The sequence below is a fragment of the Acinetobacter sp. YH12219 genome, assembly GCF_013417875.1.
Lineage (GTDB): Bacteria > Pseudomonadota > Gammaproteobacteria > Pseudomonadales > Moraxellaceae > Acinetobacter > Acinetobacter amyesii.
In genome coordinates this window covers 201562-227450 of record NZ_VPDC01000003.1, presented here as the reverse complement: position 1 = coordinate 227450, position 25889 = coordinate 201562, and the positions used below count along the sequence as shown (strand labels likewise).

Sequence of the window (25889 nt, the reverse complement as noted above, 5' to 3'; positions counted from 1 at the left end):
GATAAATATTAAAGTGACGGAAAATAGCAAGTAACTTGGACCAGTGTTGATCATTTAGCATTGTTCGAGGCATAGCGAGTGTAAAATTGGGTTTGGCGATTTAATTTTACTATCTCGCTATTTTTTTAATCAACAAATGTCAACAGACCCTAATAAATAGTTAACTATCAATCTTATCTAAATTACGGTCTTTTAAGCTTAAGTTCCCCTTCACAATATCAGACAGCATGCGCCAATCGGAAATAAAGCTGTATAAAGGCTGCTTGAAACTTGCCGGCTTATTTTTTTCAAAGAAAAAATGTCCGACCCATGCACAGGCATAGCCTGAAACCAGACCATAAGCAAAATACTTTGGTTGTTTTTTTAAAATTGCTTTCATGAAGAAATAGAGTCCTATACTGCTGCCTGTGGCATGTAAACGTCGGCTCATGATATTTCGATGTTCAGTCAAATAAAATCGATAAAATTGCGAGTAGTCACGAATAGGCAACTGAAATTCGGGCTTTAAATCTCGATTAAACTCGGGTTGTACTTGTGAATTCATGTTGTGCTCATCCTGAACTTATTTTAATCAACATAGCTTAAAATTCGTCCGCGTTAAAGGCGTAAAATTTTATTTTGATCCCATGAAAGTCGAACCATTGTGAATTATACAATTGATGGAATATCCATCTTTTAAAACTTTTCTTAGTCCAAAAGCAGAGTTTTCAAATCCGTCAAGTCTTACTTCTCAACTGTTTTTCGCTACAATCGATACGCGTTTAACTCATAGAAAATTTACGCACATTTTAGTTTTTCATTTTTATAAAAATTTAAAGATCGCTTCATGCCAGATCATGAAGTTGTGACATCAGGACAGAAAACCATGGTTGAAGTTGAATTAAAGTTCCAGATTCCAGAAGCACGTCGAACTGCATTATTAAAAGCACTCGATCCAAAAAAATCGGAACAAATTCAACTTAAAGCTAAATATTTTGATACCCCAGATCGAAAAATGGCACAGCAGCATGCAGCCTTGCGTCAACGTTTAGAAGGAACGCGCTGGATTCAAACCCTGAAAGCTGCAGGTAAAAGTCACATTGAACGCTTTGAACATAACTTAGATTTGGGTGAAGTTGAACAAGCTCCTGCTTTAGATTTATCGGTCTATGCCAATGAAGCTGAAGTTCAATCGGTTTTAAAAACCACTTTAGGCGATCAGCAAAATTCTCTACAACTTCAGTTTGAAACTGACATTCTGAGAACTTATCGTGTCATAGAGTTTGAAGATGCCAAGATCGAAGTTAGCTTAGATATCGGCTGTATCCGTAGCAACAATACAGAAACAGAGGTTCACGAAGTCGAATTTGAGCTTAAAAGTGGCTCTATTCAATCACTCCTTGCCTTTAGTTTTGAATGGGTTAAAAAGTACCATTTGTGGTTAGACGTTCGCAGTAAAGCGGAAATCGGGAATTTGCTGGCGTTTAATCAAACTGTGAGTCCAGCAGTTGAGGCTAAAGAATTTCAACTCAGTAAAAAAGACACTGCCGCAAAAAACTTACGACTTTTAATTGCACAGGACATGCAGCACCTTCTGCCTAATATTGCCGCAATTTCTGCAGGTGTTGCTCAGGCCGAGCACATTACACAAGCTCAAAAAGCACTCCATCATTTACAATTAACCATTTCGCTGTTTAAAGATTGGAACAGCGATATCGTTGAAAAATGGGCTGTGCAATTGGGCGCATTTAAACAGCAGTTTGAACAATTACACCATTTTGAGCACATGCAAAATACCTTGGGTGGCCTTTTACAAAACCCAACGACCTCAGAAAATTTAACCAAAGATATTTTGTATGCCAAAGAGAAGTTAGGCAATTTGGTTAAATCGACTCAAAATGTGCATCATTATCTTGAGCTTTTAATGTTTAGTTTGAAAGTCGATGAAGCACCGCAACAACATGATTTTAAATGGTATGCTCAAACTACCCTTCAAAACCAATATAAAGCCCTGCAAGAGGCTTTAAATGATGCCGACATTAACAATTTTGAAAGCTTAGATGTGCTTTCTCAGCGCATACAAGAGCTTAAATTTAGCTTCCCAATTTTGACGTCTATTTATGATGTAAAAAACTTGCAGAAATATAGTAAAGCGCTCAATGATGCACAAGTCGCGGCTCAGGAATATCAAGTCCTTTCCTCTTCTGCACAATATATTCAGCAAACAGAGCTGGAAGCTAGTGATTGGTTTGTTCTCGGCTGGTTGACTGCAAAACAAGAGGTTTATGCAGATAAGCTATTAGAAGCGACCGAGCAATTCCTTGTCAGTCGAAAACTCATTAAATAAAACCTAAGGGAGATTCAATGAGTCTCCCTTTTTTATTTGTATCCTACATTGTCATATAGATATTCATTTGTTGAACATTCAGGTTCATAGTCGGCTATTTTCAATTCATCATTTCCTTAGTTTGACTCAGTTACATTGAAATATTTTGAGAACCTATTATTTTTGTTTTCTGGATAAAAACTTTTAAAATAAGCTATCTGAAAACTTAGATTCAGGGTGGTTTTATGTTGAAAAGTCACATACCTGTAATTTATCCCCTATTTTCATTTTCACTTATTTTTATCTTTTTCCCATTACTAAGTGCTTGTAGTGAACAACATAAGCCTGTGCAAAGCACCGAATTAAGGCGCACGGCATCCTTACAAGTCGAAAAGCCGCTTTCTCCAACTCAAAACTTTGATCAGACACGAAGAACCTTTAAAGTCCTGCGCAATAATAATGAGGACTATGGTGATGAGTCTTACCAAATCAAAACCGATGCTGGCACACTGAGTATTTACAGCATGAACTTGAATCCGCAACAAGGTCAGCTACTATCTAGCGTCAAGTCTGGAGAATGTCTCACCCTATCGAGTCAAAGCGACAATTTAATTGCGGTTGACGGTTATATCAGTGTGATGGAATTGGGCGACATTAAAATTCATCCCTGCAAATAAACTTCAATATAGTATTTGCATATCAGTCATTCAAAAAAACTAAGAAAATTGCCTTAAGGCTACACTGCTATTGGGGGTTTAATTCATAATCCATACTGATTTAACCTTGTGCTAATAACCCCCATGATTTCATAGCATTACTCACCATGCGTTGTAATTGTGTCAAGGCCATACCATCACGTGCTTGCATGGTCATCCCTTGTAATAATGGCATATAAAAATCAGTCAATTGCTCTGCATGGGCCAAACTTTCAATTTCGGCATTTGCCATAGTGGCTATTTTCACATTAGGGCGTGGATTACATAATCCAAAGCATCCTTGTGCAGCGAACTAAATTCACGTTCTAAGTAATATCGTCAACATATTTAATTAACTGATGTTACGCACGTAAAAGTAATTACGCATTTTTAAAATGATTTTTAAGTCTATTCGACGGAGTCTTACATCTAGGGTTTAAATAAAGGGATTAGCCTTCGGCTGGAAGTACTTTTGTTTCGGCAAAATGAGAAGCGAAGCTTCGCAAGGAAACCATCTTGCGGAGCAATGCTCCTCACCGCAAAACTCGTTCACTAGCGTCTACTTATTCAAAGTATCGCAAAAACATCTTTAAATAGATGTAGTTCTGTCTCAAACACTTGCGGATGACGTTGCCGCGTATCGCTCTTTTATTTGAATCAAATGGCGCTTCTGATGTTACTGCGTAACATCAGTAATTAACGATATTTATTAATTAACGATATTTCCCAAAGATTTTCCACGTATTGTTATCTGCTAAAGGGTCACTATAGCTATCGCTACGGGCTTTACGTGGTTTGTCACGGGCATCCACCAATTTAAACTCGTTTTCGACACTAAGTACAATGCCATTCACATAAAAACGAGTACGGGTATAATCACTTTGTCCATGTTGAAATACATAGGTTCTGAGGTCAATAAATTCACGGTGTGCGACCAAAGCAGCCGTATCATCGCTGTCTAGCCATAGCCGCATCGCTTGAATTTGATCTGCTTCAAACTGCCCACATTTTTCAACCAAACTTGCAATACCACGAAAGGTTTTAGATTCTTTCGCACGTGTTTTGTTGATTCGAATACGATCCACATGAAAATAAAAAAGCGGCAGATTCAAATGACTCGGCAAATGGATTGCATCAAGGACTTCATCTTCCACAAAGGGTTGAAATAAGTCTTGAGCACGTTCAATTAAGCCTGTCCACTGTGCATAATATTCGGCTACTTCAGACTGTGTACCATAATAAATGGGCAGCCCTTCTACATTGGCTAAGGTTGAGGGCGGCCAAATATTTTGTCGAAGTAATGCAATATCACTTTTCAGACTTTGCACTGCGATTGCGTCTTGCATGAAGCATTCCATTTTACTTAGGCTATTTTTTAGATTAAGTCAAAGGTTTAGTTTCTGCAAGGCTTTGCCTATAATACTGCATTAGATTTTTATGCTAGGACACATTCATGGTTCAAAAGATTGAAGCTACTGATGTAACCGAAGAAGAAGCGTTGAATGCAGCTTTCTTTGAACGTGCGGATGAATTTATTAAACAAGCCAATGAATTTTGTCGTGTTGAAAAAGGTTCTCAAGTTAAACCTGCAGAAATGCGCGGCCAAGTGAGTGCTGCCATGTTATTTGGTACTGCTCGCTTTAATACTTGGGTTGCTGCAAATGGCTTCAAAGATGGCAAAGAAATGCGTGATGCCAAAGATCAAGTGATGTCTTATATTCTTCAACAATTTCAAATGATGCTTGAAGATAATTATGATGAATATTGCGAACAGTTTGAAAACTATCTTCGCTTCCGTCATAACGAAGAATTCCATGCAAATAAGCATGATCACGACAACGATCATCAGCATTAATCAAAAGCCCTTCGGGGCTTTTTTTATACAACTTCTCTTTCACAAAGCTTTGATTTAATATTCAGTCATAACGTTGTATTTTCATCATTCAAACTATTTTCAGTACCTTGCGTATTCGGAAATACAATGAAATACGCAAGAAATGGACATGGTTTTAAGGACAAGGATAGCAATGCAGACGCTCGATTTTGCCATCGTGGATTCACATATACATCAATGGGATCCATACAATACCCCACATGCCGCTTCACTTGCCGTGAAATTATTGGGTAAACATCCCTACTTGCTCGACAAAATGATGCGCTTAGTTAAGCCGCAAGAGTTAATTGACACAGTTGGTTTAACCAAACATGTGACGACACCGTATTTGCCTGAAAATTATAAGCAAGATGCAGGACATTATCTGGTCGATCAAATCGTACATGTAGAAGCGAGCTGGCATGACCATAAAGGCAAAGGGGTGGTTGGTGAAACAAAGTTTATTGAATCTTTAGACTTTAATGCTCAAAAGATTAAACTTGGCGCCATAGTCGGCACTGCAGACCCATGTGACAGTAGTTTTAAGAAAATTCTTAAAATGCATAAACAAGCTTCCCCACATTTTCGTGGCATACGAAAAATGGCAGCTGTACATGAAGACCCGAAAGTTCATGCATGGACCAATGAACCGCATCTCTATACCAATAAAAAATTTATGAAAGGTTTTGAAGCCCTCGCTCAAATGAACTTAAGTTTTGATGCATGGGTTTATTCAGACCAAATTCGTGATTTAACCGCTTTAGCACGTGCTTTCCCTGAAACATCTATCGTGCTGGATCATTTTGGGACACCTGTGGGTGCCTTTGGACCTGTGGGTTCACATACAGGCTTAACCCAAACTTCACGTGACAATATCTTGTTTCGTTGGAAAGATGATTTAGCTGAACTGGCAAGTTGCCCAAATGTTTATACCAAAATGTCTGGTTTATTCATGCCGGTGCTGGGTCATCAGTTTCATAAAGAACAACGCCTGGCTTCCAAACAAGAGATTTTCGATTGTGCCTTCCCGCTTATTTCGCATGCTCTACAATGCTTTGGGAAATACCGTGTGATGTTTGGCTCTAACTTCCCGATGGATAGTGTGAGTGCATCCTTGGTGAATATTATTGACGCCTTTTCAGATGCGGTCGCGAGTTATGATCCTGATGCGCTGACTTTAGTCTTCCAACAAAATGCGCGTCAGTTCTACCGCCTATAAGTTCATTAAGCTATTTTGCTATCAAGCTATCCATTGCGGCTCAAAAAAAATCCTCCATCTGGAGGATTTTTTTATTCGGTTTATTTTTGAGTAGATTTTACGGCTTGACCATATTGGTCAGACATCACCTCAACCAAATGTTCAGGTTGAATATATTTTGTGATGACAGCATCAACATCCGCTTTGGTCAAACTAGCAATGCGTTGATCACGCTTTTCACGATAGTTTAAATCACGACCTTTTTCTAACTGTGGAATCAACATACTATGAATGCGACGGTCATCTTCAAGTGCAGTTAAACGCTTTTTCAAAATACTGGCTTTGGCCGCTTCTACTTCCTGTTCCGTCACGCCATTTTTCAATAAGTTTTGCAACACTTTATGAACAGACTGAGAAACTTGTGCTGATTTACCCGCAGTGTAGTTTGCATCAATACTCAGTACACCTGAATTCACCCATTCATCAAAATTAATGTCTGCACTAAAACCATAAACCAGTGCATTCTTTTCACGTAACTCTTGGGCTAGACGTGAAGACAACTGTGAATCACCAAGTATGTGGCGTAATACTTGTAACGCAGGAGAATCGGTATGCTCTACACCTACAGGTAGAGTCATAATGGCTTGGTAACTACCAAACTCACGCTGTTCAGACAATGCATGCACTTTCTGTGCAGGATACGCTGTAAATGTAGACTCTAAGCGTTGATATGGCTCGCTGGTTTTCCAATCTGCAAATTCTTTTTTCAGAATTTTTTCTATTTGCTTGGTATCAAAATCACCTGTTACCGCAATTTGTGCATGCTGTGTTTTAAAGAATTTTTGATGTAACTGCTGCACTTGATCACGTGTAGCTGACTCAATTTGTTTTTTCGCAAGTTCAGGTTCGAAGTGATAACGAATATCCCCCGGCTGATAGATCTCAACAATACGCGACAGCGTCATTGCTGCAACGGTATCAGGCTCTGTATAAGGTCGATCCAAACTCGACAAACTTTGCGCTTTGATTAAATCAAATTGTGACTGTTCAAATGCTGGTGCTTTAATAACATCAATGACATATTGCAAAAATTCTGCAAATTTTTCTTTACGAGCAACCACTTGAATCATGAGGCCATTATCATTTGCACTAACCGTTGCACCGCCACCGACATCAATAATTTTATCGGCAATTTGCTGTAAGCTTTGATCTTTAGATGCACGGAACATGAGATAAGCTGTTAAATCTAGCAACTCCCCTTTATTCATTAAGCTTTGTGCTGTACCAAAATCCAATGCAATTGTTGCATAAGTCTTGTCATCACGAGTTTTGGTTGGAAACAATGCATACTGAATGCCGTTTTTAAATTTAGCTCGCTGAATCTGTTTTTCTTTCTGATTTAGATATTGCTTAGACTCAGCTACATATTGCTTCACTTCAGCTCGATAAACACTCGCATCTTTCAATGGCTCTTCTGCAGGCGCTTGCTGATCTAAAGTTTCAGCAGGTTTCGACGCTGCTTGTTGCTGTGCTTTCTTTTGATCTTCAGGTGTAGGCAGAATATTTCCTGTGACACGGTATTCAGGCTTTAGAAAATCCTTATACACCTGATTCACGTCGCTTACATTCAGCTTTTGTACTTTATCTAAGTCTCGGAAATATTGAGTCCAGTCTCCGTTATAAGCCACAGTATAAGAACTGAGACGTTCGCCAAGTGCCGTAGCGCTATTCTTAACATTGTCAGCCATATTTCGAGTCAGGCTTTTAACACGGTTTAGCTCGAGGTCATTAAAGGCTTTATTCTGCTCTACACCTTGTGCCAGACTGGTTGCCACTTTGTTAGCATCATGACTTGGGCCATATATCGCCCCCATAAACACCAAATTAAAATCTTTATCTAACCATGTGGTGGATTGAACTGCGGTTGCTGTCCCTGTTTCCACCATGCTTTGATACAAATGCCCACTTGGCTGTAAGGTATACAAAGTTGGAGATACCGCCAAAGCGGTTTTAATCGGTTCGACTGCACCATTTAAATAAATATTAAATTTACCAAAGTCACTGCCCTTATGAACGGTAAATTCGCGTTGCTTTAATTTCGTTCCATCTAATTTAGGGACTTTGGCCTGTTCAGGAATTTGGCGTGCGGCAATTGGGCTAAATTGTTGATCAATTTGTTTTAATACAGCAGCTTTATCAAACTTACCAGAAATCACCATCACTGCATTATTTGGCGCATACCAACGGCGATAGAACTGGTTTAATTCGTTCATATTGATGGATTGAAGTTCTTTCAAATCACCTATCGGTAAGCGGCCTAAAGATTGATTGCCATAGGCTTCTTTTAAAACTTGGTCGATTAACACTGAAAATGGCTGATCTAAACGAATTTCACGTTCACGCTTAACGATATCAATTTCTGTCGGTACAAATTTTTCCTGAAGTACCAATTTGTCCATCCGTTCTGCTTCTAAATGCAAAACTTGATCGATTGAACTTTGTTCAGGACGAATCACATTGGTGTATTTCGTTGAATAATAATCCGTACTGGCATTGGTCATCAGCGTGAATTGGTCTAAGCGACGCTGAAATTCATCACCTTTGACATTTTCAGTGCCTTTAAAGGCCAAATGTTCGAGCAAATGTGCCAAACCACCTTTGTCCGCAGGGTCATTTAAAGAACCCGTGAAATACACCGTATTCATAAACACTTTGCTTTCTTTATCGTTTTGCGCCAAAACCACACGAAAACCGTTATCTAATTTATATTCTTCAATGGCTTGTTCAGTTTTAACCAATACAGGTTGAGCAAAGAGGCTTGTACTTAAACCTGCAAAAAAAAGTGAAAGCGTTAAATGTTTAATACGCATGTAATTCAAGTGTCCTTTATATTTAGTATCGATCAGCGCAGTGCTGTCGATCAGATTGGTTTTGATTTTATGCTGAGCTTTTCAGGATTAATAGTTACTTTTTATTAAATACATGCCGCAGATTTCGACAGCATGTATTTGATTTATGTTCAGATATAAATGTCCGACTGCATATACAAACACGCATAGCCTGAGATTTCTATACGGTCATTTTCAAGCATTTGACAGTGTAGTTCACCACCACGACTTGATGCTTGATATGCCAAGATCTGACGCTTGTGTAGAAGTTTTGCCCAAATAGGCACGATTCCGGTATGAATAGAACCCGTAACAGGATCTTCATTGATGCCATTACCCGGTGCAAAATAGCGTGAAATGCAGTCATATTGCTGGGCTGCCGCAGTGATTGCAACATCAGTAATCGTACCCGGCGCTGTAATTGCAGTGCGGATTTTGCCGAGTCGTTTTAAAATTTCAAAATTCGGTTGTTCATCCAAAACCTGTTGAGCCGTTTCGTATTCCACGATATACGCCTGCGCATTCAGATAAACCTGCTTAAAAGGTTGACTCAACCCTAGACGTAGCTCTTCAGGATATTCGCTCACGACCTGTGCCCGACGCACAGGGAAATTCATCAGAATTTTTCCATCTTCAGCTTTATTTACACTAAAAATACCGAGATTTTTGACATGAAATTGGATGTTTTTTTCTACAGTATAAAACTCAAAAAGCACATAACTGCTGGCCAATGTCGCATGTCCACAAAAATCCACTTCAGTGGTCGGCGTAAACCAACGAATTTCATAATTACTGCTGTCAATTTTTTTCACAAATGCAGTTTCAGACAGATTATTTTCCAAAGCAATCTGTTGCATCAAGTGTTCATCTAACCATTCATCCAACACCAAAACCGCCGCTGGGTTGCCTTTAAATAACACTTGGGTAAATGCGTCCACTTGATACATTTTCATTGATAGAACTCCTGATTTAGTGATTTATATTAAAGGCTTTTGAAAATATTTCATGCGTTATATGCTATGTAGCAACACTTTTTAATAAAACATCTAAGTTTTAGATGAACTTAAATATAGGTACAATTTTGAAAACGCATATTCACCCTGTTCCTTTAGAAAAATCATACCGACTTTTAAATCATGGGCCGACTGTGCTCGTCTCTGCTCAGGATCAAACCCATACTGGTGTGATGACTGCTGCATGGGCATGCGCCTTAGAGTTCAACCCTGCAAAAGTGACGGTAGTACTGGATAAATCAACTAAAACACGTGAGATTATTGAAAATTCAGGTTATTTCGCCTTACAAGTACCAACACTGAAACAACTCAAACTGGTCTATGCACTTGGCATGATGAGCCAACGTGATGCGCCAGAAAAATTGCGCCAATGTGGCGTAGAATTATTTCAATTTAATCACTCAGATATTCCTGTAGTTGAAGGTTGTGCTGCTTGGCTACTGTGCAAACTTATTCCTGAGCCGCACAATCAACAAGCGCACGATCTGTTTATTGGCGAAGTCATTGCTGCCTATGCAGACGACCGCGTCTTCCGTAACGGACATTGGTATTATCATGAAGTAGCAGATGAATGGAAAAGCCTACACCATGTTGCTGGCGGGCACTTTTATACCATTGGTAATCCTGTATCTGTAGACGAGACACCAGACTAAAATAGTGCTATGAACTCTGTCGTTTATTTAGGGTTGAAAATCGATAATCATACCTTTTGAGCATTTTCATGCTAACTTTAACTTAATTTAAAATATTGAATGAATGGATATGACGTTTAAAATACATACATTGGATGTCAAAAATTCACTGCAAAATTATATTTGGCTGCTTGAGCACACCGAAAGCCATGATGTCATTGCAGTAGATCCTACTGAAGCCGCTTTGGTCGAGCGCTATTGTCAGGTATATCAGCTCAATCTTACGCAAATTTGGCTAACGCATTGGCATAAAGATCACGTCGGTGGTGTACCTGAACTTATTCAAAATAAAAACATTGCCGTTTACGGCCCCCGTGCAGAATTAAGCCGTATTCCATGGGTGAATTTTCCTCTCGATCATAATGACCGTTTTGAATTTCATGGTCTTGAAGTTGAAATAACAGCAACGCCCGGCCACACCCTCGGTCATATCGTATATTTTATCGATGACATTCATACACTTTTCTGTGGCGATGTATTATTTGCTATGGGCTGTGGACGTGTATTTGAAGGCACCTTTCAACAAATGTACGATTCCTTGAACCGTATAGCCGCATTCCCTGCTGAAACTCAAGTGTATTGTACTCACGAATACACCCTATCGAATGCGCAGTTTGCGCGGCATGTTGAACCTGACAACCTTGCCATACAACAGCGGTTTGATGAGGTTGAATCCCTACGCATGCTCGGGAAATGTACTTTGCCAAGCAGCATTGAATTAGAACTAGAAACCAATCCATTTTTACGTGCAGAAAGTGTTGAAGCGTTTCAGCGCTTAAGAGAACTCAAAGACAATTTTTAATTGGATTGCGAGTTATAAGCATTTAAGATTTCATCACAAATAAACTGTTTTATTTGTGATGAATATTTCGGGCCGATTCATCATTTTATTTATAAAATTTGATTGGTGGCAGCAAACTCATCCAATTCAGCTTGTGTTACAACTCGAACGGCTTGCATTTCATCGATACGTACCATCAATAAACCACCTAATGCCGGCTGATAACGTCGTGCACTACCAAATGGTGTATATGCCACTTTGGATTGCTCCGAAAAGACCAACCAATCTTCATGTCCAAGCATCACCGCAACAGGCGTCTGCCCTGCTTGTTGCATCTGTTCAATTTTTGCTTTGACAGCGTGCTCAATGTTTTGCATGCATTCAATCTATATATACCGATGGGGCATAGTATAAAAGCATTTCGACAAATCTTGATGAGAAATAGCTTTGCATGCTCACCTATCGAGTTAATTTGGCTGTGAACAAGTCTTTATTTGCAATCAATAGCGCACACCTTATCCACTATACTTTCTAAGTTAAGTCATCGCTTATTTTGCACACAGCTTCTCTATAGGCATAGGATAGATTTTAAGCCAGCAGTTAAAACCCAAATTTCTAAAATACGTTATATTTACTTACATTAAGTTTAGCTTGTTATAAAACAGCGAGTTAAATGAATTTGTACAGTTTACAAGCCGATAATCTGTTTATTTATCCATCAAAATTTCATATTTTAAATAAAAGTTTTCCATTTCCCCTTTAAAAAATATTTTGACACCCCTATTTAATATTTTAATGATTGATAAGGAGTTCGCTCGTGAAAAAAGTGGTTAAAGCAAAAAATTTAGTTGCCTTCCGTCTTTGGTTAGAAAAGTTAGGATATTCTGTTCGCACACTGGCAGATAATCGTGGATTTACATTCAGTTTTAAAAAAGAATATGGTCTAGTGACTGTAGATTTGTCTGGTAATGCTTTGGCCATGCAGCTCGGTGAAGAGTTTGAAGATCATTTAAAGGCATAATCTGCTCTATAATTTATTCGAACGATTTGAAATAAATGATTTAATTCGATTGATTCGAATCCGCATTTCAAAATTTGCCCGTTTATTCGGGCTTTTTTTAACCTTTGTTTTACCGATTCATTTTTAACGAGATAAATTTCAGACAATAAAAAAGCAAGATAAGACATCTTGCTGTATCTCTGGTTCATCATTCTTTCATTAGATTTTTTTATTAGAATTAGTCTTCAAAAAAGACCATGTTTAAGACACTGATTTTTTCGAATTTCAAAAACAAAAAAGCAAGGTATAAAACCTTGCTTAATCTAATGGTGGGGACGGAGAGACTCGAACTCTCACACCTCGCGGCGCTGGAACCTAAATCCAGTGCGTCTACCAATTTCGCCACGTCCCCAACTCGGGTGCTGACAATGTCAGACTTTAATTTGTTTTAAAAACCTGTTTATTTGGCAACTTAATAAATTAAGTGGTGGGGACGGAGAGACTCGAACTCTCACACCTTGCGGCGCTGGAACCTAAATCCAGTGCGTCTACCAATTTCGCCACGTCCCCAACAGGGTTGCTGACAATGTCAGACTTTTTAAAACTTGGCAGAGGATCAAGGATTCGAACCTTGACGAACGGTTTTGGAGACCGTCATGCTACCATTACACCAATCCTCTGTGACCTTCACTACTAAACTCATGTTTAGTAATTCAGTGGTGGGGACGGAGAGACTCGAACTCTCACACCTCGCGGCGCTGGAACCTAAATCCAGTGCGTCTACCAATTTCGCCACGTCCCCGATGGCTGTGTATATTATAGAGATCACCCCTACATGACAAGCCTTTTTTATAAAAAAGCATCTTGTTTGTTTAAATAAAAAACAATAGTGCTTTTTTTGTATTTTTCTTAAGCAAATTCAGCAACTAAGTCGCTTTTTAAGCGATAAAAATCCACCAATCTGTCATTTTTTTGCTTCATCAACATGTGTTGCAATAGCTGAGTAAACCCTTGATATTGCATTGGCAGATCAAGCTTTAAGCGTTGGCAATGTAAATAGGCCCAATCTTCATAGTTTTTCGCCTCTAAACGCTGTGATGTCAGCCATTCCAAGAAAATAATCCCCAAAGCATAGATATCACTGTGCAAAGATTTCGCTTGTCCATGGAAAAGTTCGGGAGCCATATAACGTGGTGTCGCAGTTAAGGCATCTAACTGATCAAATTCTAAAGGTAGCGCTTGCTCAAAATCGATGAGTCTGCACTGCCCTTGCCAATCCACAAAATGCTCTTGTTTTAAATCTGCATGTATCCAACCGTGCAAGCTTAATCGTTCAACCACATCGAGAGCTTGCCATAGCACCTGCCTCACCTGTTCGATGCTCAAACTCGATGCAGGCTGTAAGAACCAAGGCTCAGCATTGGGCAGTATTAATAGGCGATCAATAAGCTCTTGCTGAATACTGAGATGCGACTGTTTTATCACTTGAAAAGGTAGCGTGATACTGTTTTGTGTAGACGCTTGATTGAATAGCTGGTACAGCTCAATTTCTCGACCAAAACTAGCTACATGTTCAGGGCTGCTGTCACTGACTTGCGCCTTGAGCCAATGACGTTGTTGGTTGAATTGAAATTGATATAGACGACGGCCAAAAACCAAACTTTTGGTTTTGGTTTTTGGCTCGCAAATGGTTTGCGCTAAATCTGTGGATTTAAACCGCAATAAATTCTGCATGTCGTTGACTGGGTTCATTTTGATAATTTAATAATTCCAAACAATGCTGAATGGTCTTACCAATGCGGGCTTGCGTTTCGATTAATGAAATCTTCGGCCAAGTGGCTCTTTCACCTTCACGTTGCAATACTTTAAACAGATAAGGTCGAGGATTTTGCAACATATAACTATAGTGTCTTAAGCCATATTTCCCCACAATATTGACATCACCATAGTAACGCTGATCCACCACGCCATAACCATGATCAAGCAAACGTCTTACAGGTGGGATACTTCCTGCACGCTCACGGGCAAAATCCATCACCCCTTTACTAATCACCTTACCTTGACGACGAACGATCCGCTCAGGCCAACTCAACATGCTTTTACGAAAGCGTGAAGCATCATCCTGCATAAACGGCACAATATGCGGATTGACCTGACTAGCGATACTGTAATTAATATTATACAAACGCGCCATTTTCTCCTGTGGGAAATCACTGCGCACACTGCCATCCACCCAACGCGTTGCCGACATATATGGCGTAAATTGCCCGTCATAACGCTTACTGGTCAGTCGTACCGGTGGAAATAGAATGGGCACTGCACAAGATGCCAACACTGCACTCCAAACCAACAAATCGGGTGATGTATACGCATTCATAATTCGTGCATCTTGGGATGCATCATAAGGCGCAACTGCCACATTGATATGCAGACCAGATTGCTTATAAGCTTCGGCAAAAGTTAAGTCACCTAAGTTTTCAACCAAAAACTTTTTCAGATATTTTACATCTGCCAAACCGCCATTACCCTGCACTAACTCAGTCAATTTACGAAAATGAAATGCCTCACTAAAGAAATTTTGTCCGTTTAATAAATTGGTAAACTCTGACGGTTTAGAGACACCCAACATCCCGGTCATAATTGCGCCAGCACTGGAACCAGACAGAACTTTTGGCATTAAATCTTGTTCCATCAGTGCTTTACACACACCGGTATGAAACAAACCTAAAGTTGAACCGCCTGAAAACATCAAAACAGGTTGACCATAGGCTTTTTGGCTTTGTTCAAAGAATTCAATTTTTTGTGCAGCATCAAGACAAACGCATTCTTCAGATGCGATAAATGCCAAACTTTTACTCACCTCATCAACATAGTCTTCAATAATTTTTTTGGTGCCGACGTAGGCTTCTGTAAACAGTAAAGGATGAGCAATATTGCCAACATCATAAGTTAAACCTTCACTTAAAATGTACATCAAATCTCGAGTACGTTTCTGAGCACGATATCGTCTCAGTAACCCTAAACGATGTGTGATGATTTCTGCATCAAAATACGGTGAACTATTATCGAATTTCCATTCTTGCGCACCCGATTCTTCATCTATTTTAAGTGCGATATCTTTCCATTCTTCATAACATTCAGCACGGTCGAGCTGACGCTTTAATTTTTTTATCCGATATGCCTGATGTGGATTAATACTTTTTGAAAACCCTGTAAACAACATGACTATCCCTCAGCACACTTTAAACTGTTCACTCAGCTAGATTTATAACAACTTTTTGGTTGTTCGAATAGCGTAGATCTGCCAGAACAATCATTAAACTTTGACATATTTAGGCGATTATAACTGCATTATTGATGTACACTGCTGTCATATACCAACCAACAACAAGACACGACACGCTGACTTATCATGGCTACAATTGATTTACCTGACAATATCCTTCAATCGCTATCTACTGTACTCTTAAAACTACAGCACAGTTTGCCTGAGCTTAAACAAGCACCCGATTTTTCGAGTATCGCGTTTAAATGGCAAGATAAACAGCTTAAAGCTATTCAACAGCCCAAAGTCATGTATTTAGAAGATTTAAAAGGAATTGAGCGTCAAAAAGAAAAAGTGATTCAAAACACTTTACAGTTTATAAAAGGCTTACCTGCCAATGATGTTTTACTCACTGGCTCTCGTGGTACAGGTAAATCATCCATCGTCCGTGCCCTACTGACCCATTATGCAGATCAAGGTTTACGTTTAATTGAAATTGAGCGTGATGATTTATCTGATTTGCCAGAAATCCAAAAGTTAATTGAAAAGCGCCCTGAAAAATTTATCGTGTATTGTGATGATTTGGCATTCAATGCTGAAGATGAAAACTATCGCAGTTTAAAAAGTGTTTTGGACGGTTCATTACAATCAGGTTCAAGTAATTTTATTATTTATGCTACCAGTAACCGTCGTCATTTATTGCCTGAATTCATGCATGAAAATACACCTGTAACTAAGGTAGATGTTCCTCAATATACCGAGCTCCACCCACAGGAAGCGATTGAAGAAAAAATATCTCTTTCTGACCGCTTTGGGATGTGGCTGTCGTTTTACCCAATGGATCAAAATTTATATTTAGAAATCGTTGAACACTATTTGGCAAAAGCTGCAATGCCTTGGACAGATGAAGCGCGTGCTGAAGCACTGCGTTGGTGTCAAGGTCGTGGGCAACGTTCAGGGCGTGCTGCTTATCAGTTTTCAAAGCATTGGATTGGCTCGCAGCGGCTGCAGCACCTATAAGGGTACGCTTTTGACACTTATATGACGCGCAAGATGCGGCACAAGAATCAATCTGCGTTTAAAAAATCAATATTTTTATCTGTAAAGCCCTGACATCATTTCAGGGCTTTACTTTTACGCTTAAACTTCAGGAGGCTGAAATCCCCCTGACAGTTCTGCCAGCAATGATGCGAATTGAATAGTGACTTTATCTGCATACGGCTTAGAAATAATCTGAATATTTACAGGAAGATTATCTTCAGATAGGCCAATTGGGGCACAAGTTGTTGGTAATCCCAAAACCGTCGCAGGCGCGATCCATTTAAATAAATCCAAATAAAACCGTTTTTGCCCATCCACATTCAAGCTGCGCATCACCATCGGTTCCTGATGATTGTGTTCAAAGGCTAAAGTAAAAATCGGCGGGCACAGAATCAAATCATAATCCGCAAAGATTTTTAAACATTCCTGTTTGAGATGCAGCGCCCGTTCATGTTCCGCAGCCCATTCGGCATGCGATAAATTGGCGCCGCGGGCATATGCATATAATTGCGCAGGCATTTTTACTTTCCCTTGCAGCAATTTGGTCCAAGGCGACAGCCATGACAAAGACATTTTCTGCAATTTTGAATCAGCGATCATCATCTGACTGACCAGCTTAGAGCTGTAACTTGCATATATCTCATCAAAATCCCAGCCCTGAGGACGGCCTGTATCGACCTGAATATTGGCTTGTTTTAACTTTAACAGCAGTTCTTCATACTTTTTCTTCATCCTTGAGTCAATTGGACAGGCGTCATCGTCTAGCCAAAACAGAACTTTAAATTCCTCAAGGCTTTGTTTCTCGCACTCTTTTAACTGAAAATCCCGAAACTCTTGAGCATCCGGCTGAACCAAAATATCCAGCATTAATTTTAAATCCCGCGCTGAACGCGCCATCGGCCCGATCACAGCCAAATCCGGTTCACTCAGCTCATCTGTTGTATTGAGAATATGCCCATTAAAACTGACCAAGCCGTATGTGGTTTTATGTCCATATACACCGCAAAAATGCGCAGGGGTTCGAATCGATCCACCTATATCACTGCCCAACTCCAATGCGCTAAAGCCCATAGCCAGTGAAGCCGCCGCTCCTCCCGATGAACCGCCGGCAGTTAAACTGACATTCCAGGGATTATTGCACGTCCCATAAATCTGGTTATAGGTTTGAATATCTGCGCACTTCAAGGGCACATTGGTTTTTGCAAATGCGATCGCGCCGGCATTTAATAATTTTTGCACCGCCGCAGCATGCTCTGAAGGCATATAGTCTCGAAATAGCGGATTGCCGTCTGTACATGGCATACCCCGGACCTTAAATGCATCCTTAATGGTCATTGGCAGCCCATGCAGCGCACCTAAGGAATGCTGTTCTCTGACTGCCAAATCCGCCTGATCTGCAGATTTTCTCGCCTGCTCAAAATCAAATGCCACGCAGCTGTTGATATTAGGGTTATATTGCTCAATACGCTGAATTTGCGCCTCCAGCAAATCACGGCTGCTGCACTCTCCTTGCGCTATCGCCTGAACCAATGCCGTTGCATCTTGATAAATCCATTTATTCTGCATGATGTTCTCCTTGAATGGGCTGTGTTGATTTTGTGCGAAGTCAATGCCATAGTGAAGATCAGCAATAGACAGATCATCTGTCATTTTCGGACATAAAAATAAAAAGGACAGTGTATGTTTTTACCATCTGTATTGGTTGAAACTTACTTAGATTATGCGCAGCAACATGGCGTGCATCTTGATGATTCAAGCATTGGCTTTCACCCTTTTGAGAATGTCAGCCGGATCGATTTAATTCAGTATCTCAAGTTAATCGACACCATTCGGACACAATTGCCTGAGCATGATATTGGTGCGGATATTGGCTGGCGCTTCAGCCCGCAATTATTTGACCCCTTGGGCACAGCCATTGTTTCAGCGCCAAATGTACAGAGCGCTTTAGATACAGCCCACAGGTTTTGGGATCTGTTTGGCTTGGGCCTAGCGCTCAGCGTGCATGAACATTCAGATAATATTGAACTAGAAATTCAGTCGGTTTTTTGCATTGACCAAGCTTTGCAGCGCATCATTTTAAAATCCGCTGTCATTTGCCTATATAAAATACTGGTTCAATTGCTGCCGTATCATCAGGCAGATTTTATATTGTCTTTTAAAGATTCCCTGCAAACCGCGGATTTTTTAAACCGCAGAATCCAAATTCAGATGAATGCTGAGCGATGGCAAATTTCATTTCCGAAAGACCTAATGCATGAAGTGAATTTCTGCGCCAATGCGCTGCGCTTTGATCAAGCGATTGCGGAATGCGAATCCAGTTTAAAGCTTTCTCAAGCCGCTGATCTGCATTATTCACTGCATGAAACACTGAGCACTCTTGCTTCACAGCAGATGGTCTCAACTAAAACCATTTACCGCCGGATGCAGCAGAAAGGGCAAAATTTTCAGCAATTAAAACAGCGTAAGAAATATGCGGCTGCATTAAATCTGCTGAATAATCCTGAGATATCTATTGAGCAGATTGCAGAACAGCTAGGCTATACCAACCCCTCAAATTTCAGCCGCGCTTTCAATCGCTGGGCCAATATGTCACCTAGTCAATTCAGAGAAAAAAGCTTTAAGCCGGAAGAGTCTTAATCCGGCTGATTGCCGCATTAGGCTACGCATATAAAAAACGTATTTAAAATAAGCTTTGCAGGATCAGATAAAAAAAATCCGGCCTAAAGCCGGGATTTTTTAATAGTTCAGCTGAACACGATTTTCACGCTTCGTTTGGATTACTTAATTCCGTCATCGGCCAACGCGGTGTCGTCGTAACAGACAAACCATCATGTTGCCCTGCTTTTAAACGCTGATAACCAGCAAACGCAATCATTGCACCATTATCTGTACAAAGCGCAGGTTCTGCATAAAACACATTTGCACGGATTTTTGCCAAGTCAGTTTCTAAGCGCTCACGTAAACGTTTGTTCGCACTTACACCACCAGCAATGACTAAACGTTTTAAACCAGTTTGTTTTAAGGCCTTCACTGATTTTTTCACCAAAGTATCAACTAACGCTTCTTGGAAAGATGCAGCGATATCCGCCTCACGACCTTCGCCTTCAACTTTTTTCAATTGAACTGAAACGGCAGTTTTTAAACCACTAAATGAAAAATCTAAACCTTGGTGTAGCATTGGACGTGGAAATTCAAAGGCATTGATGTCGCCATTGATCGCCAATTTCGAAATATTTGGACCACCTGGGTATGGTAGACCCATCATTTTAGCGACTTTATCGAATGCCTCACCTGCTGCATCATCAATCGACTCACCCAATAATTCATATTGACCAATTCCATAAGCAGCCATCAATTGAGTATGTCCGCCAGAGACTAAAAGTGCCACAAATGGAAATTCTGGTGGAGTTTTAGACAACAGCGGCGCCAACATATGACCTTCCATATGATGTACACCAATTGCAGGTTTATTCAGTGCAAATGCCAACGTACGACCAAACAATGCGCCTGTCATTAATGCACCCATCAAGCCCGGCCCGCGAGTATATGCAATGGCATCAATTTCTGATTTATCAACTTTACTTTCTTCAAGCAGTTGTTTTAATAACGGAATTAACTTACGCACATGGTCACGTGAAGCTAATTCAGGTACCACACCACCATATTCTGCATGCAGTTTGATTTGGCTATACAATACTTGTCCGCGTAATCCTTGCTCACTATCGTAGAGTGCGAGTCCTGTTTCATCACACGAAGTTTCCAAGCCTAAAACGATCATTAAACTGCCTTTTGCCCATTTCAAAATATTGCGAAACCTATTATAGACTTGTGATATGAGATGTAAATGAGTAAAATACTGACCTTCACTTGTGATCAAGGGTAATTCGACCCGAGATCTTATCCATAACTTAATGAGGATTCTTCATGCCACAAGTTAAATTGAAAGAAGGCGAACCAGTAGACGTAGCTATCCGTCGTTTCAAACGTTCATGCGAAAAAGCGGGTGTTCTTGCTGACGTTCGTAAACGTGAATTCTACGAAAAACCAACTCAAGAACGTAAACGTAAAAAAGCTGCTGCTGTTAAACGCTACCAAAAGAAATTGGCTCGCGAATCAGTACGTACTACTCGCCTTTACTAAGATTAATTTGTGATTGATTGACTAACCTGGACAAGATAAATGACTACTTTAAAAAACCAAATAACTGAAGTTTTAAAAGCCGCTATGCGTGCTAAAGAAATGGACAAGTTAACGGTAATACGTAGTCTACAGGCAGCAATCAAGCAAATCGAAGTCGATGAGCGCATAGAGCTTGACGATAAGCAAGTTCTTGCGGTCATTGAAAAGCAAATCAAACAACGCAAAGAATCGGTTAAAGCCTTTTTAGGTGCAAATCGAGATGATTTAGCTAGTAAGGAACAAGCCGAGATTGAGGTGTTATCTCAATTTCTACCAGAAGCTATGACTGAGGAAGAACTTGATTCCATCATTGCGCAAACAATTACTGCGCAAGAAGCTACTAGCATGAAAGATATGGGTAAGGTGATGAACTCTCTACGTCCGCTCATAGCCGGACGTGCCGATCCTGCACAAGTTTCAGCTAAAATTAAAGCGAAACTCTCTTAATCTTTCATCTATATTGTTTGATTTGGTCTATTTAAGTACGCTGATGACTTAAATAGCCAAATTATCCAAATTCAAATTTATTCATCATTTATAATTTTCTTTCTTATCTAACGATTTCATACTTACAAATATCTCGCCAACTTCCATCTACTGGATTTTGAATTGCAGCTTGTTCGATTTCAATCAATTTAAAATTTGCTCGTTCACATAGACGTCGTGCTTGCTTGTTTTCTACATCTACAAAAGCGTTTAATTGCTGAAATCCTAGATCATTCAATAATTGATCCACAAATAACTGCAAAGCTTCTGTCATCAAACCCTGCCCTTTAAATTCAACATTTCCCCAAAACCCAACGTTAGCTTGGTTTTCCATCCAATTGATTTGATGAATATCCATGACACCTAGAAAGTTATGCGACTGTTGCTCACGAATCACATAAACAAAATTTTCCTGATTTAACGCAGCCAACACTCTCGAATCACAAAATGCCAATGAAGCATCTAAATTAGGTTCTTGTAAGGACCAAGCCAAACTTGCAGGAAACATTCGTAAGGTCTCTATACTTTGACAGATCGCTTCATAAAGTGCTTTTGCATCGTGACGCTGAATCAACTGAAGCGTGATTCTGCCATGACTTATATCAAAATCATCGAGTTTCATTTTTTTCAGTTTCTCGCAATGATTTAAAATGTTTGTAAAACCAATTTTAATTTAGGGCACACTGCACATTATATTTTTTTAATAATTGCATCTCTTTTGATGCGATCACCTGCTGAATCACATCCTGCTTATTCATATTACGGTACTCACGATCTAAAAATGCACGATTTTCGTCTGCAGCACGATAAAGATCATTCACATAAGTCTGAACAATACCGCAGTATTTCACTTGCTGGTCTGCTTTAAATCCCTGTTGCTGCGGGTCTAACTGACTAAAAAATTGGCGTACATCAGTTTTATATTTTTCGTTAATATCATTCACAGCAATCACATATTGTTCTGCGCTAGCTGCTGCAATATTCGTTGCTAAGCCCAACAGACAGGCCGCCAAAATCATATTTTTCATTTGTAAGTTCTTAATCATAAACATTTTACATCCAGCTAGTTTACACTGATTAATCTAAGCCACTAAAACTACAATTTGCACTTTATAATCGACATAGATAAGTGCATCACAGTTGAAATCTTTATATTTTTAATTTCCGTTCATTTTGCATTTCGTCTACACGCTGCTTGATTTTTGCAGAAAGACTTTTCGAGTCTTTGGTGATGCGCTGCGCCTGTAGCAAAGATTTAATCGCACGTTCTTCATCCCCGCCCCAATACTCTACTTCAGCTCGATAGCGCAGCACATTAATAGAACGGAAGCTTGCGTCTTTGTCTGCATCAGCCATTTGCAACATCAGTCGCCAACCACTCAAGTCACGTGGGTTCGCTTGTAAAAATCGCTGTAGAATCAGTTGTGCTTGCGCATATTTTTTGTTTCGAATCAAAGCCTCTGCATATTTATAATTTAATGCACGATTTTCAGGCATGATGATTGCCGAACTTTTCACAGCGTTCACGGCATCGGCTGCTTTATTTTGGCCCAACAGCACATCGGTCTGCAAAATAGTAAAAAGTGCATGCGATGCATTTTGTTTTGCTGCTTCATTTAATAACTTTTGAGCAGCACTAAAGTCACCTTGTTTAATATGCAAGCTCACCAAAGCCAACTCAGCTGCATAATTCTTTTGTGCCACCATTGTATTTAATTGCAATTCAGTTGCCTGACCTGAGAGTACTCGACTATACCAGCGCAGAATTTCAAAATCTTGATCAACCAAACTAGTTTTAACTTGAGGCAACTGATTGGCACGTAAGCGCGCCTCGCTCATACGTTCCGTGGTTAAAGGATGTGTCAACCAAAAATCAGGCAGAAAGCTCACTCGACTCGTAGAGCGATGCATCACTTCAAAAAAGTCAGCCATGCTTTGCGGATTGTATCCTGCACGGTACATATACTGCATCCCGATGCGGTCTGCTTCACGTTCTTGATTGCGGCTATAGGTTAGCTGTTTATCCATCAAAGCGGCTTGTGAACCCATCATTACAGCCGCACCGACATCACCATCTGCCTGTGAGGCCACCAAGGCTCCGACCAAAATACCGGCTAGTGACAATAAACCTTGCCCTTTAAAAGCTTCTTGTGAACGACTGTAATGACGTTGTGAGACATGTGCAATTTCATGCGCCATCACCCCTGCCACTTCATCCATGTTGCGAGCTGAATTAATTAATCCAGCATTTAATGCAAATAAACCTCCCGGCACAGCAAAAGCGTTAATTTGTGGATCATTAATTAATAACAAACCGACCGGTTGGTTGAGTTGGGTTTGGCTCAAAATATGCGTAAAGACAGATAAAAGACGATCTTCCATCCACGGATTTTCAGTCACAGGAAGTTGACGATGCACCTCACGATACACCTTCTCGCCAATGGCACGCTCTTTTTGTTGATCCAACAAGCCGACGCCACTACCTATTTCAGGCACAGAAAATTGTGGGGATGAACTAAAATCTACGGACTGCGTCTGCGCCAATGTCGAACAAAGCCCGAGACCACATGCCAGTAAAATCTTTTTCAAAGTCTATTCTCTAAATTTCATATTCGTACTTCATCGAATATAGCATTGAATTTTGGTGAATTATGGAGAAAACTGTTGTGATTGTTTATTCAAATTTTGGATTGACCACATAGCGTGGCGCGCGCTCATGTACCAAAACATCCACTAGATTTTGATAAGCCAATTCCGCCATACGTTTACGAGTTGCCGCTGTTGCTGAACCCACATGGGGTAATGTCACGACATTGGCTAATGTAAATAATGGCGATTCTTGAAGTGGCTCTTGCTCATAAACATCTAAGCCTGCTGCAAAAATTTGACCACGACTTAATGCATCGATTAAAGCGGCTTCATCAATCACTGAACCGCGTGAAATATTGACCAATACCGCATGCGATTGCATCAAGGCCAACTCACGTTCACCAATTAAAGCTTTCGATTCTGCATTTAAATCCACTGCAACGACCACAAAGTCAGCACGTTGCAACAAATCATCCAAATCACAATATTGCGCTGATAACGATTCAGCCAATTCAATTTTTTCTCGGCGATTATGATAGAATACATTCATATTAAAGCCGTAGCGAGCACGACGCCCAATCGCTGCGCCAATATGTCCTAAGCCAATAATACCAATAGTTTTAGCAAAGACATCCATACCAAATTGCTCAGGACCCACTGTACGCTTCCACTGCCCTTGTTTGGTCCATTGATCCAATACAGGCACTTTACGTGCTGCACTCATCAACAAAGTAAATGCTAAATCTGCTGTAGTTTCCGTCAATACATGCGGAGTATGGCTCAACCAAATATTTTTTTGATTTAAAAATGCTAAATCATAGTTGTCATAACCGACACTTACACTTGAGATGACTTTTAATTGTGATGCATGGGCTAAATTTGAGGCATTCAACAAACGTCCTGCACCAATCATGGCGTCAGCATCTTTTGAATGCTCAAGAATTTGCTGATTCACATCGCCCAATTTAGGACTAATTTGGAAAACTTTAAATTGCTGTTCTAAACGTTGGATTATTTCTTGATCTATTTGACTAAAAACCACTACTTTTTTTTGCATAAATTTTCCATTTACGTAATTTAAGTATTTTGTCCTGCCTTATTTTGCATAAATTGCCATAGGCGTTTTTTTAATAAAGGCTGTTCAATCATCTGCTGTAAAGATGCCAATGGATACACCTTCGCATGCTCTAAATGCGGAATGTCGCCTAGACAAATGACATTTTTATCCAAGCTCATCGCATCGATAAAGCCCTGTACATAAGATGCTGCACCACGACCATCTTGCAAATTCACCCAGCCAAAAGGCCACTGTAAAGCAAAGAAATCGGCACTGACTGCGCGCTGAATATTGCTCCACAAAACTTGCTGCTCTGCCGTTAATTCTGTGGCATCAATAACAATGACACAGTGCATTAAACAGATGGCTTCTAAGTTAAACGAAGGGATTTGAACAATTGGACGAACTTCAACAGGTTCAACAACCTTTGGTTCATCTTTTGGTGCTTCTACAGGTTGATTTACAACAACATCAACGTTTTTTTTAAGCTCAGTCTGTGATGGAACAGGCGTTGGCTGAGGCGCATTTTTGAGTAGGATTTCAGAGACTATTTCAGGAGCCGCCTGATCTCGCCAAATATTTGAGCTAAATTGCTGACACGGTGCTACCTGAGGAATCCATATATCAATTCCCATTGCCGCCATTATGCTTCGCTGATGCCCAATCATGCTTTCATTTTCACCTATTCAAGGCTTGATATTCTAACGGGATTCACTCTGTTTTGCTGAACTTTTATAAATCAATTAGATCATAATATTTCTTTAAAGATTCTGTAGACTTGCTCAGACTAATTTTGACTTAAAATTAAACAAATTATTCATAAATCA

General features: G+C 39.9%; 26 protein-coding genes, 4 tRNA genes and 1 pseudogene. 11 read left to right on the top strand and 20 right to left on the bottom strand.

What is annotated here, in order from left to right:
• Both FTV04_RS03390 and FTV04_RS03385 read right to left on the bottom strand, forming a co-directional pair.
• Positions 1 to 73: pseudogene (locus FTV04_RS03390) on the bottom strand (IS5/IS1182 family transposase); the annotation flags it as partial.
• A gap of 87 nt (positions 74 to 160) precedes the next feature.
• Positions 161 to 544, bottom strand: coding sequence for a DUF962 domain-containing protein (locus tag FTV04_RS03385; RefSeq protein WP_180049401.1), 384 nt, complete (start codon positions 542 to 544; stop codon positions 161 to 163).
• Positions 545 to 865: 321 nt separating this feature from the next.
• Here FTV04_RS03385 and FTV04_RS03380 point away from each other — a divergent pair, with 321 nt between their 5' ends.
• Positions 866 to 2326 (top strand): inorganic triphosphatase, encoded by a 1461-nt coding sequence (locus FTV04_RS03380; RefSeq protein WP_180049435.1) that lies wholly within the window; start codon positions 866 to 868, stop codon positions 2324 to 2326.
• 224 nt (positions 2327 to 2550) lie between these two features.
• The gene (locus tag FTV04_RS03375; protein WP_180088627.1) at positions 2551 to 2982 is read left to right on the top strand and encodes a hypothetical protein; all 432 of its coding nucleotides are present in this window, start codon (positions 2551 to 2553) and stop codon (positions 2980 to 2982) included.
• A 100-nt stretch (positions 2983 to 3082) separates the two neighbouring features.
• On the opposite strand, the gene FTV04_RS03370 is transcribed toward FTV04_RS03375, so the two are convergent.
• Both FTV04_RS03370 and FTV04_RS03365 read right to left on the bottom strand, forming a co-directional pair.
• Complete coding sequence (locus tag FTV04_RS03370) at positions 3083 to 3253, bottom strand: hypothetical protein (RefSeq protein ID WP_168378944.1); 171 nt, start codon at positions 3251 to 3253, stop codon at positions 3083 to 3085.
• Between the two features lie 460 nt (positions 3254 to 3713).
• Positions 3714 to 4346 carry a hypothetical protein gene (locus FTV04_RS03365; RefSeq protein ID WP_168378943.1) on the bottom strand — a complete coding sequence of 211 codons (633 nt, stop codon included), beginning with the start codon at positions 4344 to 4346 and terminating at the stop codon, positions 3714 to 3716.
• Positions 4347 to 4453: 107 nt separating this feature from the next.
• On the opposite strand from FTV04_RS03365, the gene FTV04_RS03360 reads away from it, so the two are divergent.
• Together FTV04_RS03360 and FTV04_RS03355 are read left to right on the top strand one after the other, a co-directional pair.
• On the top strand, positions 4454 to 4855 hold the full coding sequence (locus FTV04_RS03360; protein ID WP_180088625.1) for a DUF3144 domain-containing protein: 402 nt from the start codon (positions 4454 to 4456) through the stop codon (positions 4853 to 4855).
• 172 nt (positions 4856 to 5027) lie between these two features.
• Positions 5028 to 6092: an amidohydrolase gene (locus FTV04_RS03355; RefSeq protein WP_180007295.1), complete on the top strand. Its 1065-nt coding sequence runs from the start codon at positions 5028 to 5030 to the stop codon at positions 6090 to 6092.
• Between the two features lie 80 nt (positions 6093 to 6172).
• Here the strand turns inward: FTV04_RS03355 and FTV04_RS03350 are convergent, their stop codons facing one another.
• Together FTV04_RS03350 and FTV04_RS03345 are read right to left on the bottom strand one after the other, a co-directional pair.
• Entirely contained in the window at positions 6173 to 8941 is a 2769-nt protein-coding gene (locus tag FTV04_RS03350; RefSeq protein WP_180088623.1) for a pitrilysin family protein, read from the bottom strand.
• A gap of 149 nt (positions 8942 to 9090) precedes the next feature.
• Positions 9091 to 9912 (bottom strand): PhzF family phenazine biosynthesis protein, encoded by an 822-nt coding sequence (locus FTV04_RS03345; RefSeq protein ID WP_180088620.1) that lies wholly within the window; start codon positions 9910 to 9912, stop codon positions 9091 to 9093.
• Between the two features lie 104 nt (positions 9913 to 10016).
• On the opposite strand from FTV04_RS03345, the gene FTV04_RS03340 reads away from it, so the two are divergent.
• Both FTV04_RS03340 and gloB read left to right on the top strand, forming a co-directional pair.
• Positions 10017 to 10625 carry a flavin reductase family protein gene (locus FTV04_RS03340; RefSeq protein WP_180088618.1) on the top strand — a complete coding sequence of 203 codons (609 nt, stop codon included), beginning with the start codon at positions 10017 to 10019 and terminating at the stop codon, positions 10623 to 10625.
• Positions 10626 to 10734: 109 nt separating this feature from the next.
• Positions 10735 to 11466 (top strand): hydroxyacylglutathione hydrolase, encoded by a 732-nt coding sequence (gloB, locus tag FTV04_RS03335; protein ID WP_180026842.1) that lies wholly within the window; start codon positions 10735 to 10737, stop codon positions 11464 to 11466.
• 89 nt (positions 11467 to 11555) lie between these two features.
• Here gloB and FTV04_RS03330 read toward each other — a convergent pair whose 3' ends face one another.
• Positions 11556 to 11780: a hypothetical protein gene (locus FTV04_RS03330; RefSeq protein WP_171263794.1), complete on the bottom strand. Its 225-nt coding sequence runs from the start codon at positions 11778 to 11780 to the stop codon at positions 11556 to 11558.
• A gap of 482 nt (positions 11781 to 12262) precedes the next feature.
• On the opposite strand from FTV04_RS03330, the gene FTV04_RS03325 reads away from it, so the two are divergent.
• Complete coding sequence (locus FTV04_RS03325) at positions 12263 to 12466, top strand: hypothetical protein (protein WP_078188846.1); 204 nt, start codon at positions 12263 to 12265, stop codon at positions 12464 to 12466.
• 306 nt (positions 12467 to 12772) lie between these two features.
• Here FTV04_RS03325 and FTV04_RS03320 read toward each other — a convergent pair.
• The 6 genes from FTV04_RS03320 to FTV04_RS03295 all read right to left on the bottom strand — a co-directional run bounded on the left by FTV04_RS03320 (position 12773) and on the right by FTV04_RS03295 (position 15668).
• Positions 12773 to 12857, bottom strand: a tRNA-Leu gene (locus FTV04_RS03320).
• A 73-nt stretch (positions 12858 to 12930) separates the two neighbouring features.
• Positions 12931 to 13015: transfer RNA gene (locus FTV04_RS03315), tRNA-Leu, on the bottom strand.
• Positions 13016 to 13051: 36 nt separating this feature from the next.
• A tRNA-Trp gene (locus tag FTV04_RS03310) sits at positions 13052 to 13125 on the bottom strand.
• A gap of 37 nt (positions 13126 to 13162) precedes the next feature.
• Positions 13163 to 13247 (bottom strand) — tRNA-Leu (locus FTV04_RS03305).
• A 107-nt stretch (positions 13248 to 13354) separates the two neighbouring features.
• A complete protein-coding gene (locus tag FTV04_RS03300; RefSeq protein WP_180088616.1) occupies positions 13355 to 14179 on the bottom strand; it encodes a protein kinase in 825 nt (274 codons plus the stop codon).
• On the bottom strand, positions 14157 to 15668 hold the full coding sequence (locus FTV04_RS03295; RefSeq protein WP_180002994.1) for a DUF3336 domain-containing protein: 1512 nt from the start codon (positions 15666 to 15668) through the stop codon (positions 14157 to 14159). Before FTV04_RS03295 ends, FTV04_RS03300 begins: the two co-directional genes overlap by 23 nt.
• Positions 15669 to 15857: 189 nt before the next feature.
• Between FTV04_RS03295 and FTV04_RS03290 the strand changes: the two genes are divergently transcribed.
• Positions 15858 to 16730, top strand: a complete 873-nt coding sequence (locus FTV04_RS03290; protein WP_180088614.1) for an ATP-binding protein — start codon at positions 15858 to 15860, stop codon at positions 16728 to 16730.
• Between the two features lie 120 nt (positions 16731 to 16850).
• On the opposite strand, the gene FTV04_RS03285 is transcribed toward FTV04_RS03290, so the two are convergent.
• Positions 16851 to 18317 carry an amidase family protein gene (locus tag FTV04_RS03285; RefSeq protein WP_180088611.1) on the bottom strand — a complete coding sequence of 489 codons (1467 nt, stop codon included), beginning with the start codon at positions 18315 to 18317 and terminating at the stop codon, positions 16851 to 16853.
• A gap of 114 nt (positions 18318 to 18431) precedes the next feature.
• Between FTV04_RS03285 and FTV04_RS03280 the strand changes: the two genes are divergently transcribed.
• Positions 18432 to 19388 carry an AraC family transcriptional regulator gene (locus FTV04_RS03280; RefSeq protein WP_180088609.1) on the top strand — a complete coding sequence of 319 codons (957 nt, stop codon included), beginning with the start codon at positions 18432 to 18434 and terminating at the stop codon, positions 19386 to 19388.
• A 124-nt stretch (positions 19389 to 19512) separates the two neighbouring features.
• Here FTV04_RS03280 and tsaD read toward each other — a convergent pair whose 3' ends face one another.
• Positions 19513 to 20529 carry a tRNA (adenosine(37)-N6)-threonylcarbamoyltransferase complex transferase subunit TsaD gene (tsaD, locus tag FTV04_RS03275; RefSeq protein WP_180088607.1) on the bottom strand — a complete coding sequence of 339 codons (1017 nt, stop codon included), beginning with the start codon at positions 20527 to 20529 and terminating at the stop codon, positions 19513 to 19515.
• 146 nt (positions 20530 to 20675) lie between these two features.
• Here tsaD and rpsU point away from each other — a divergent pair, with 146 nt between their 5' ends.
• Both rpsU and FTV04_RS03265 read left to right on the top strand, forming a co-directional pair.
• Complete coding sequence (rpsU, locus tag FTV04_RS03270; protein ID WP_001136722.1) at positions 20676 to 20891, top strand: 30S ribosomal protein S21; 216 nt, start codon at positions 20676 to 20678, stop codon at positions 20889 to 20891.
• A 39-nt stretch (positions 20892 to 20930) separates the two neighbouring features.
• On the top strand, positions 20931 to 21377 hold the full coding sequence (locus FTV04_RS03265) for a GatB/YqeY domain-containing protein (RefSeq protein WP_078193617.1): 447 nt from the start codon (positions 20931 to 20933) through the stop codon (positions 21375 to 21377).
• 103 nt (positions 21378 to 21480) lie between these two features.
• On the opposite strand, the gene FTV04_RS03260 is transcribed toward FTV04_RS03265, so the two are convergent.
• The 5 genes from FTV04_RS03260 to FTV04_RS03240 all read right to left on the bottom strand — a co-directional run bounded on the left by FTV04_RS03260 (position 21481) and on the right by FTV04_RS03240 (position 25730).
• Positions 21481 to 22038 (bottom strand): GNAT family N-acetyltransferase, encoded by a 558-nt coding sequence (locus FTV04_RS03260; RefSeq protein ID WP_180007304.1) that lies wholly within the window; start codon positions 22036 to 22038, stop codon positions 21481 to 21483.
• A 46-nt stretch (positions 22039 to 22084) separates the two neighbouring features.
• Entirely contained in the window at positions 22085 to 22444 is a 360-nt protein-coding gene (locus FTV04_RS03255) for a hypothetical protein (RefSeq protein WP_111885700.1), read from the bottom strand.
• A 121-nt stretch (positions 22445 to 22565) separates the two neighbouring features.
• Positions 22566 to 24005 carry a M48 family metalloprotease gene (locus FTV04_RS03250; RefSeq protein ID WP_180088605.1) on the bottom strand — a complete coding sequence of 480 codons (1440 nt, stop codon included), beginning with the start codon at positions 24003 to 24005 and terminating at the stop codon, positions 22566 to 22568.
• Positions 24006 to 24090: 85 nt separating this feature from the next.
• Positions 24091 to 25062: a D-glycerate dehydrogenase gene (locus FTV04_RS03245; protein WP_180088603.1), complete on the bottom strand. Its 972-nt coding sequence runs from the start codon at positions 25060 to 25062 to the stop codon at positions 24091 to 24093.
• Between the two features lie 20 nt (positions 25063 to 25082).
• Positions 25083 to 25730, bottom strand: coding sequence for a hypothetical protein (locus FTV04_RS03240; RefSeq protein WP_180088601.1), 648 nt, complete (start codon positions 25728 to 25730; stop codon positions 25083 to 25085).
• Between the last annotated feature and the right edge of the window lie 159 nt (positions 25731 to 25889).

Bases quoted from the DNA above. Each gene is read 5' to 3' on its own strand.
- FTV04_RS03380 (WP_180049435.1), top strand. From the start codon at position 866: ATGGTTGAAGTTGAATTAAAGTTCCAGATTCCAGAAGCACGTCGAACT.
- FTV04_RS03350 (WP_180088623.1), bottom strand. From the start codon at position 8,941: ATGCGTATTAAACATTTAACGCTTTCACTTTTTTTTGCAGGTTTAAGT.
- FTV04_RS03355 (WP_180007295.1), top strand. From the start codon at position 5,028: ATGCAGACGCTCGATTTTGCCATCGTGGATTCACATATACATCAATGG.
- tsaD (WP_180088607.1), bottom strand. From the start codon at position 20,529: ATGATCGTTTTAGGCTTGGAAACTTCGTGTGATGAAACAGGACTCGCA.
- FTV04_RS03295 (WP_180002994.1), bottom strand. From the start codon at position 15,668: ATGTTGTTTACAGGGTTTTCAAAAAGTATTAATCCACATCAGGCATAT.
- FTV04_RS03240 (WP_180088601.1), bottom strand. From the start codon at position 25,730: ATGATTGGGCATCAGCGAAGCATAATGGCGGCAATGGGAATTGATATA.
- FTV04_RS03300 (WP_180088616.1), bottom strand. From the start codon at position 14,179: ATGCAGAATTTATTGCGGTTTAAATCCACAGATTTAGCGCAAACCATT.
- FTV04_RS03345 (WP_180088620.1), bottom strand. From the start codon at position 9,912: ATGAAAATGTATCAAGTGGACGCATTTACCCAAGTGTTATTTAAAGGC.
- FTV04_RS03385 (WP_180049401.1), bottom strand. From the start codon at position 544: ATGAATTCACAAGTACAACCCGAGTTTAATCGAGATTTAAAGCCCGAA.
- rpsU (WP_001136722.1), top strand. From the start codon at position 20,676: ATGCCACAAGTTAAATTGAAAGAAGGCGAACCAGTAGACGTAGCTATC.
- FTV04_RS03280 (WP_180088609.1), top strand. From the start codon at position 18,432: ATGTTTTTACCATCTGTATTGGTTGAAACTTACTTAGATTATGCGCAG.
- FTV04_RS03245 (WP_180088603.1), bottom strand. From the start codon at position 25,062: ATGCAAAAAAAAGTAGTGGTTTTTAGTCAAATAGATCAAGAAATAATC.
- FTV04_RS03290 (WP_180088614.1), top strand. From the start codon at position 15,858: ATGGCTACAATTGATTTACCTGACAATATCCTTCAATCGCTATCTACT.
- FTV04_RS03375 (WP_180088627.1), top strand. From the start codon at position 2,551: ATGTTGAAAAGTCACATACCTGTAATTTATCCCCTATTTTCATTTTCA.
- FTV04_RS03365 (WP_168378943.1), bottom strand. From the start codon at position 4,346: ATGCAAGACGCAATCGCAGTGCAAAGTCTGAAAAGTGATATTGCATTA.
- FTV04_RS03330 (WP_171263794.1), bottom strand. From the start codon at position 11,780: ATGCAACAAGCAGGGCAGACGCCTGTTGCGGTGATGCTTGGACATGAA.
- FTV04_RS03360 (WP_180088625.1), top strand. From the start codon at position 4,454: ATGGTTCAAAAGATTGAAGCTACTGATGTAACCGAAGAAGAAGCGTTG.
- FTV04_RS03285 (WP_180088611.1), bottom strand. From the start codon at position 18,317: ATGCAGAATAAATGGATTTATCAAGATGCAACGGCATTGGTTCAGGCG.
- FTV04_RS03340 (WP_180088618.1), top strand. From the start codon at position 10,017: ATGAACTTAAATATAGGTACAATTTTGAAAACGCATATTCACCCTGTT.
- FTV04_RS03370 (WP_168378944.1), bottom strand. From the start codon at position 3,253: ATGGCAAATGCCGAAATTGAAAGTTTGGCCCATGCAGAGCAATTGACT.
- gloB (WP_180026842.1), top strand. From the start codon at position 10,735: ATGACGTTTAAAATACATACATTGGATGTCAAAAATTCACTGCAAAAT.
- FTV04_RS03265 (WP_078193617.1), top strand. From the start codon at position 20,931: ATGACTACTTTAAAAAACCAAATAACTGAAGTTTTAAAAGCCGCTATG.
- FTV04_RS03260 (WP_180007304.1), bottom strand. From the start codon at position 22,038: ATGAAACTCGATGATTTTGATATAAGTCATGGCAGAATCACGCTTCAG.
- FTV04_RS03255 (WP_111885700.1), bottom strand. From the start codon at position 22,444: ATGAAAAATATGATTTTGGCGGCCTGTCTGTTGGGCTTAGCAACGAAT.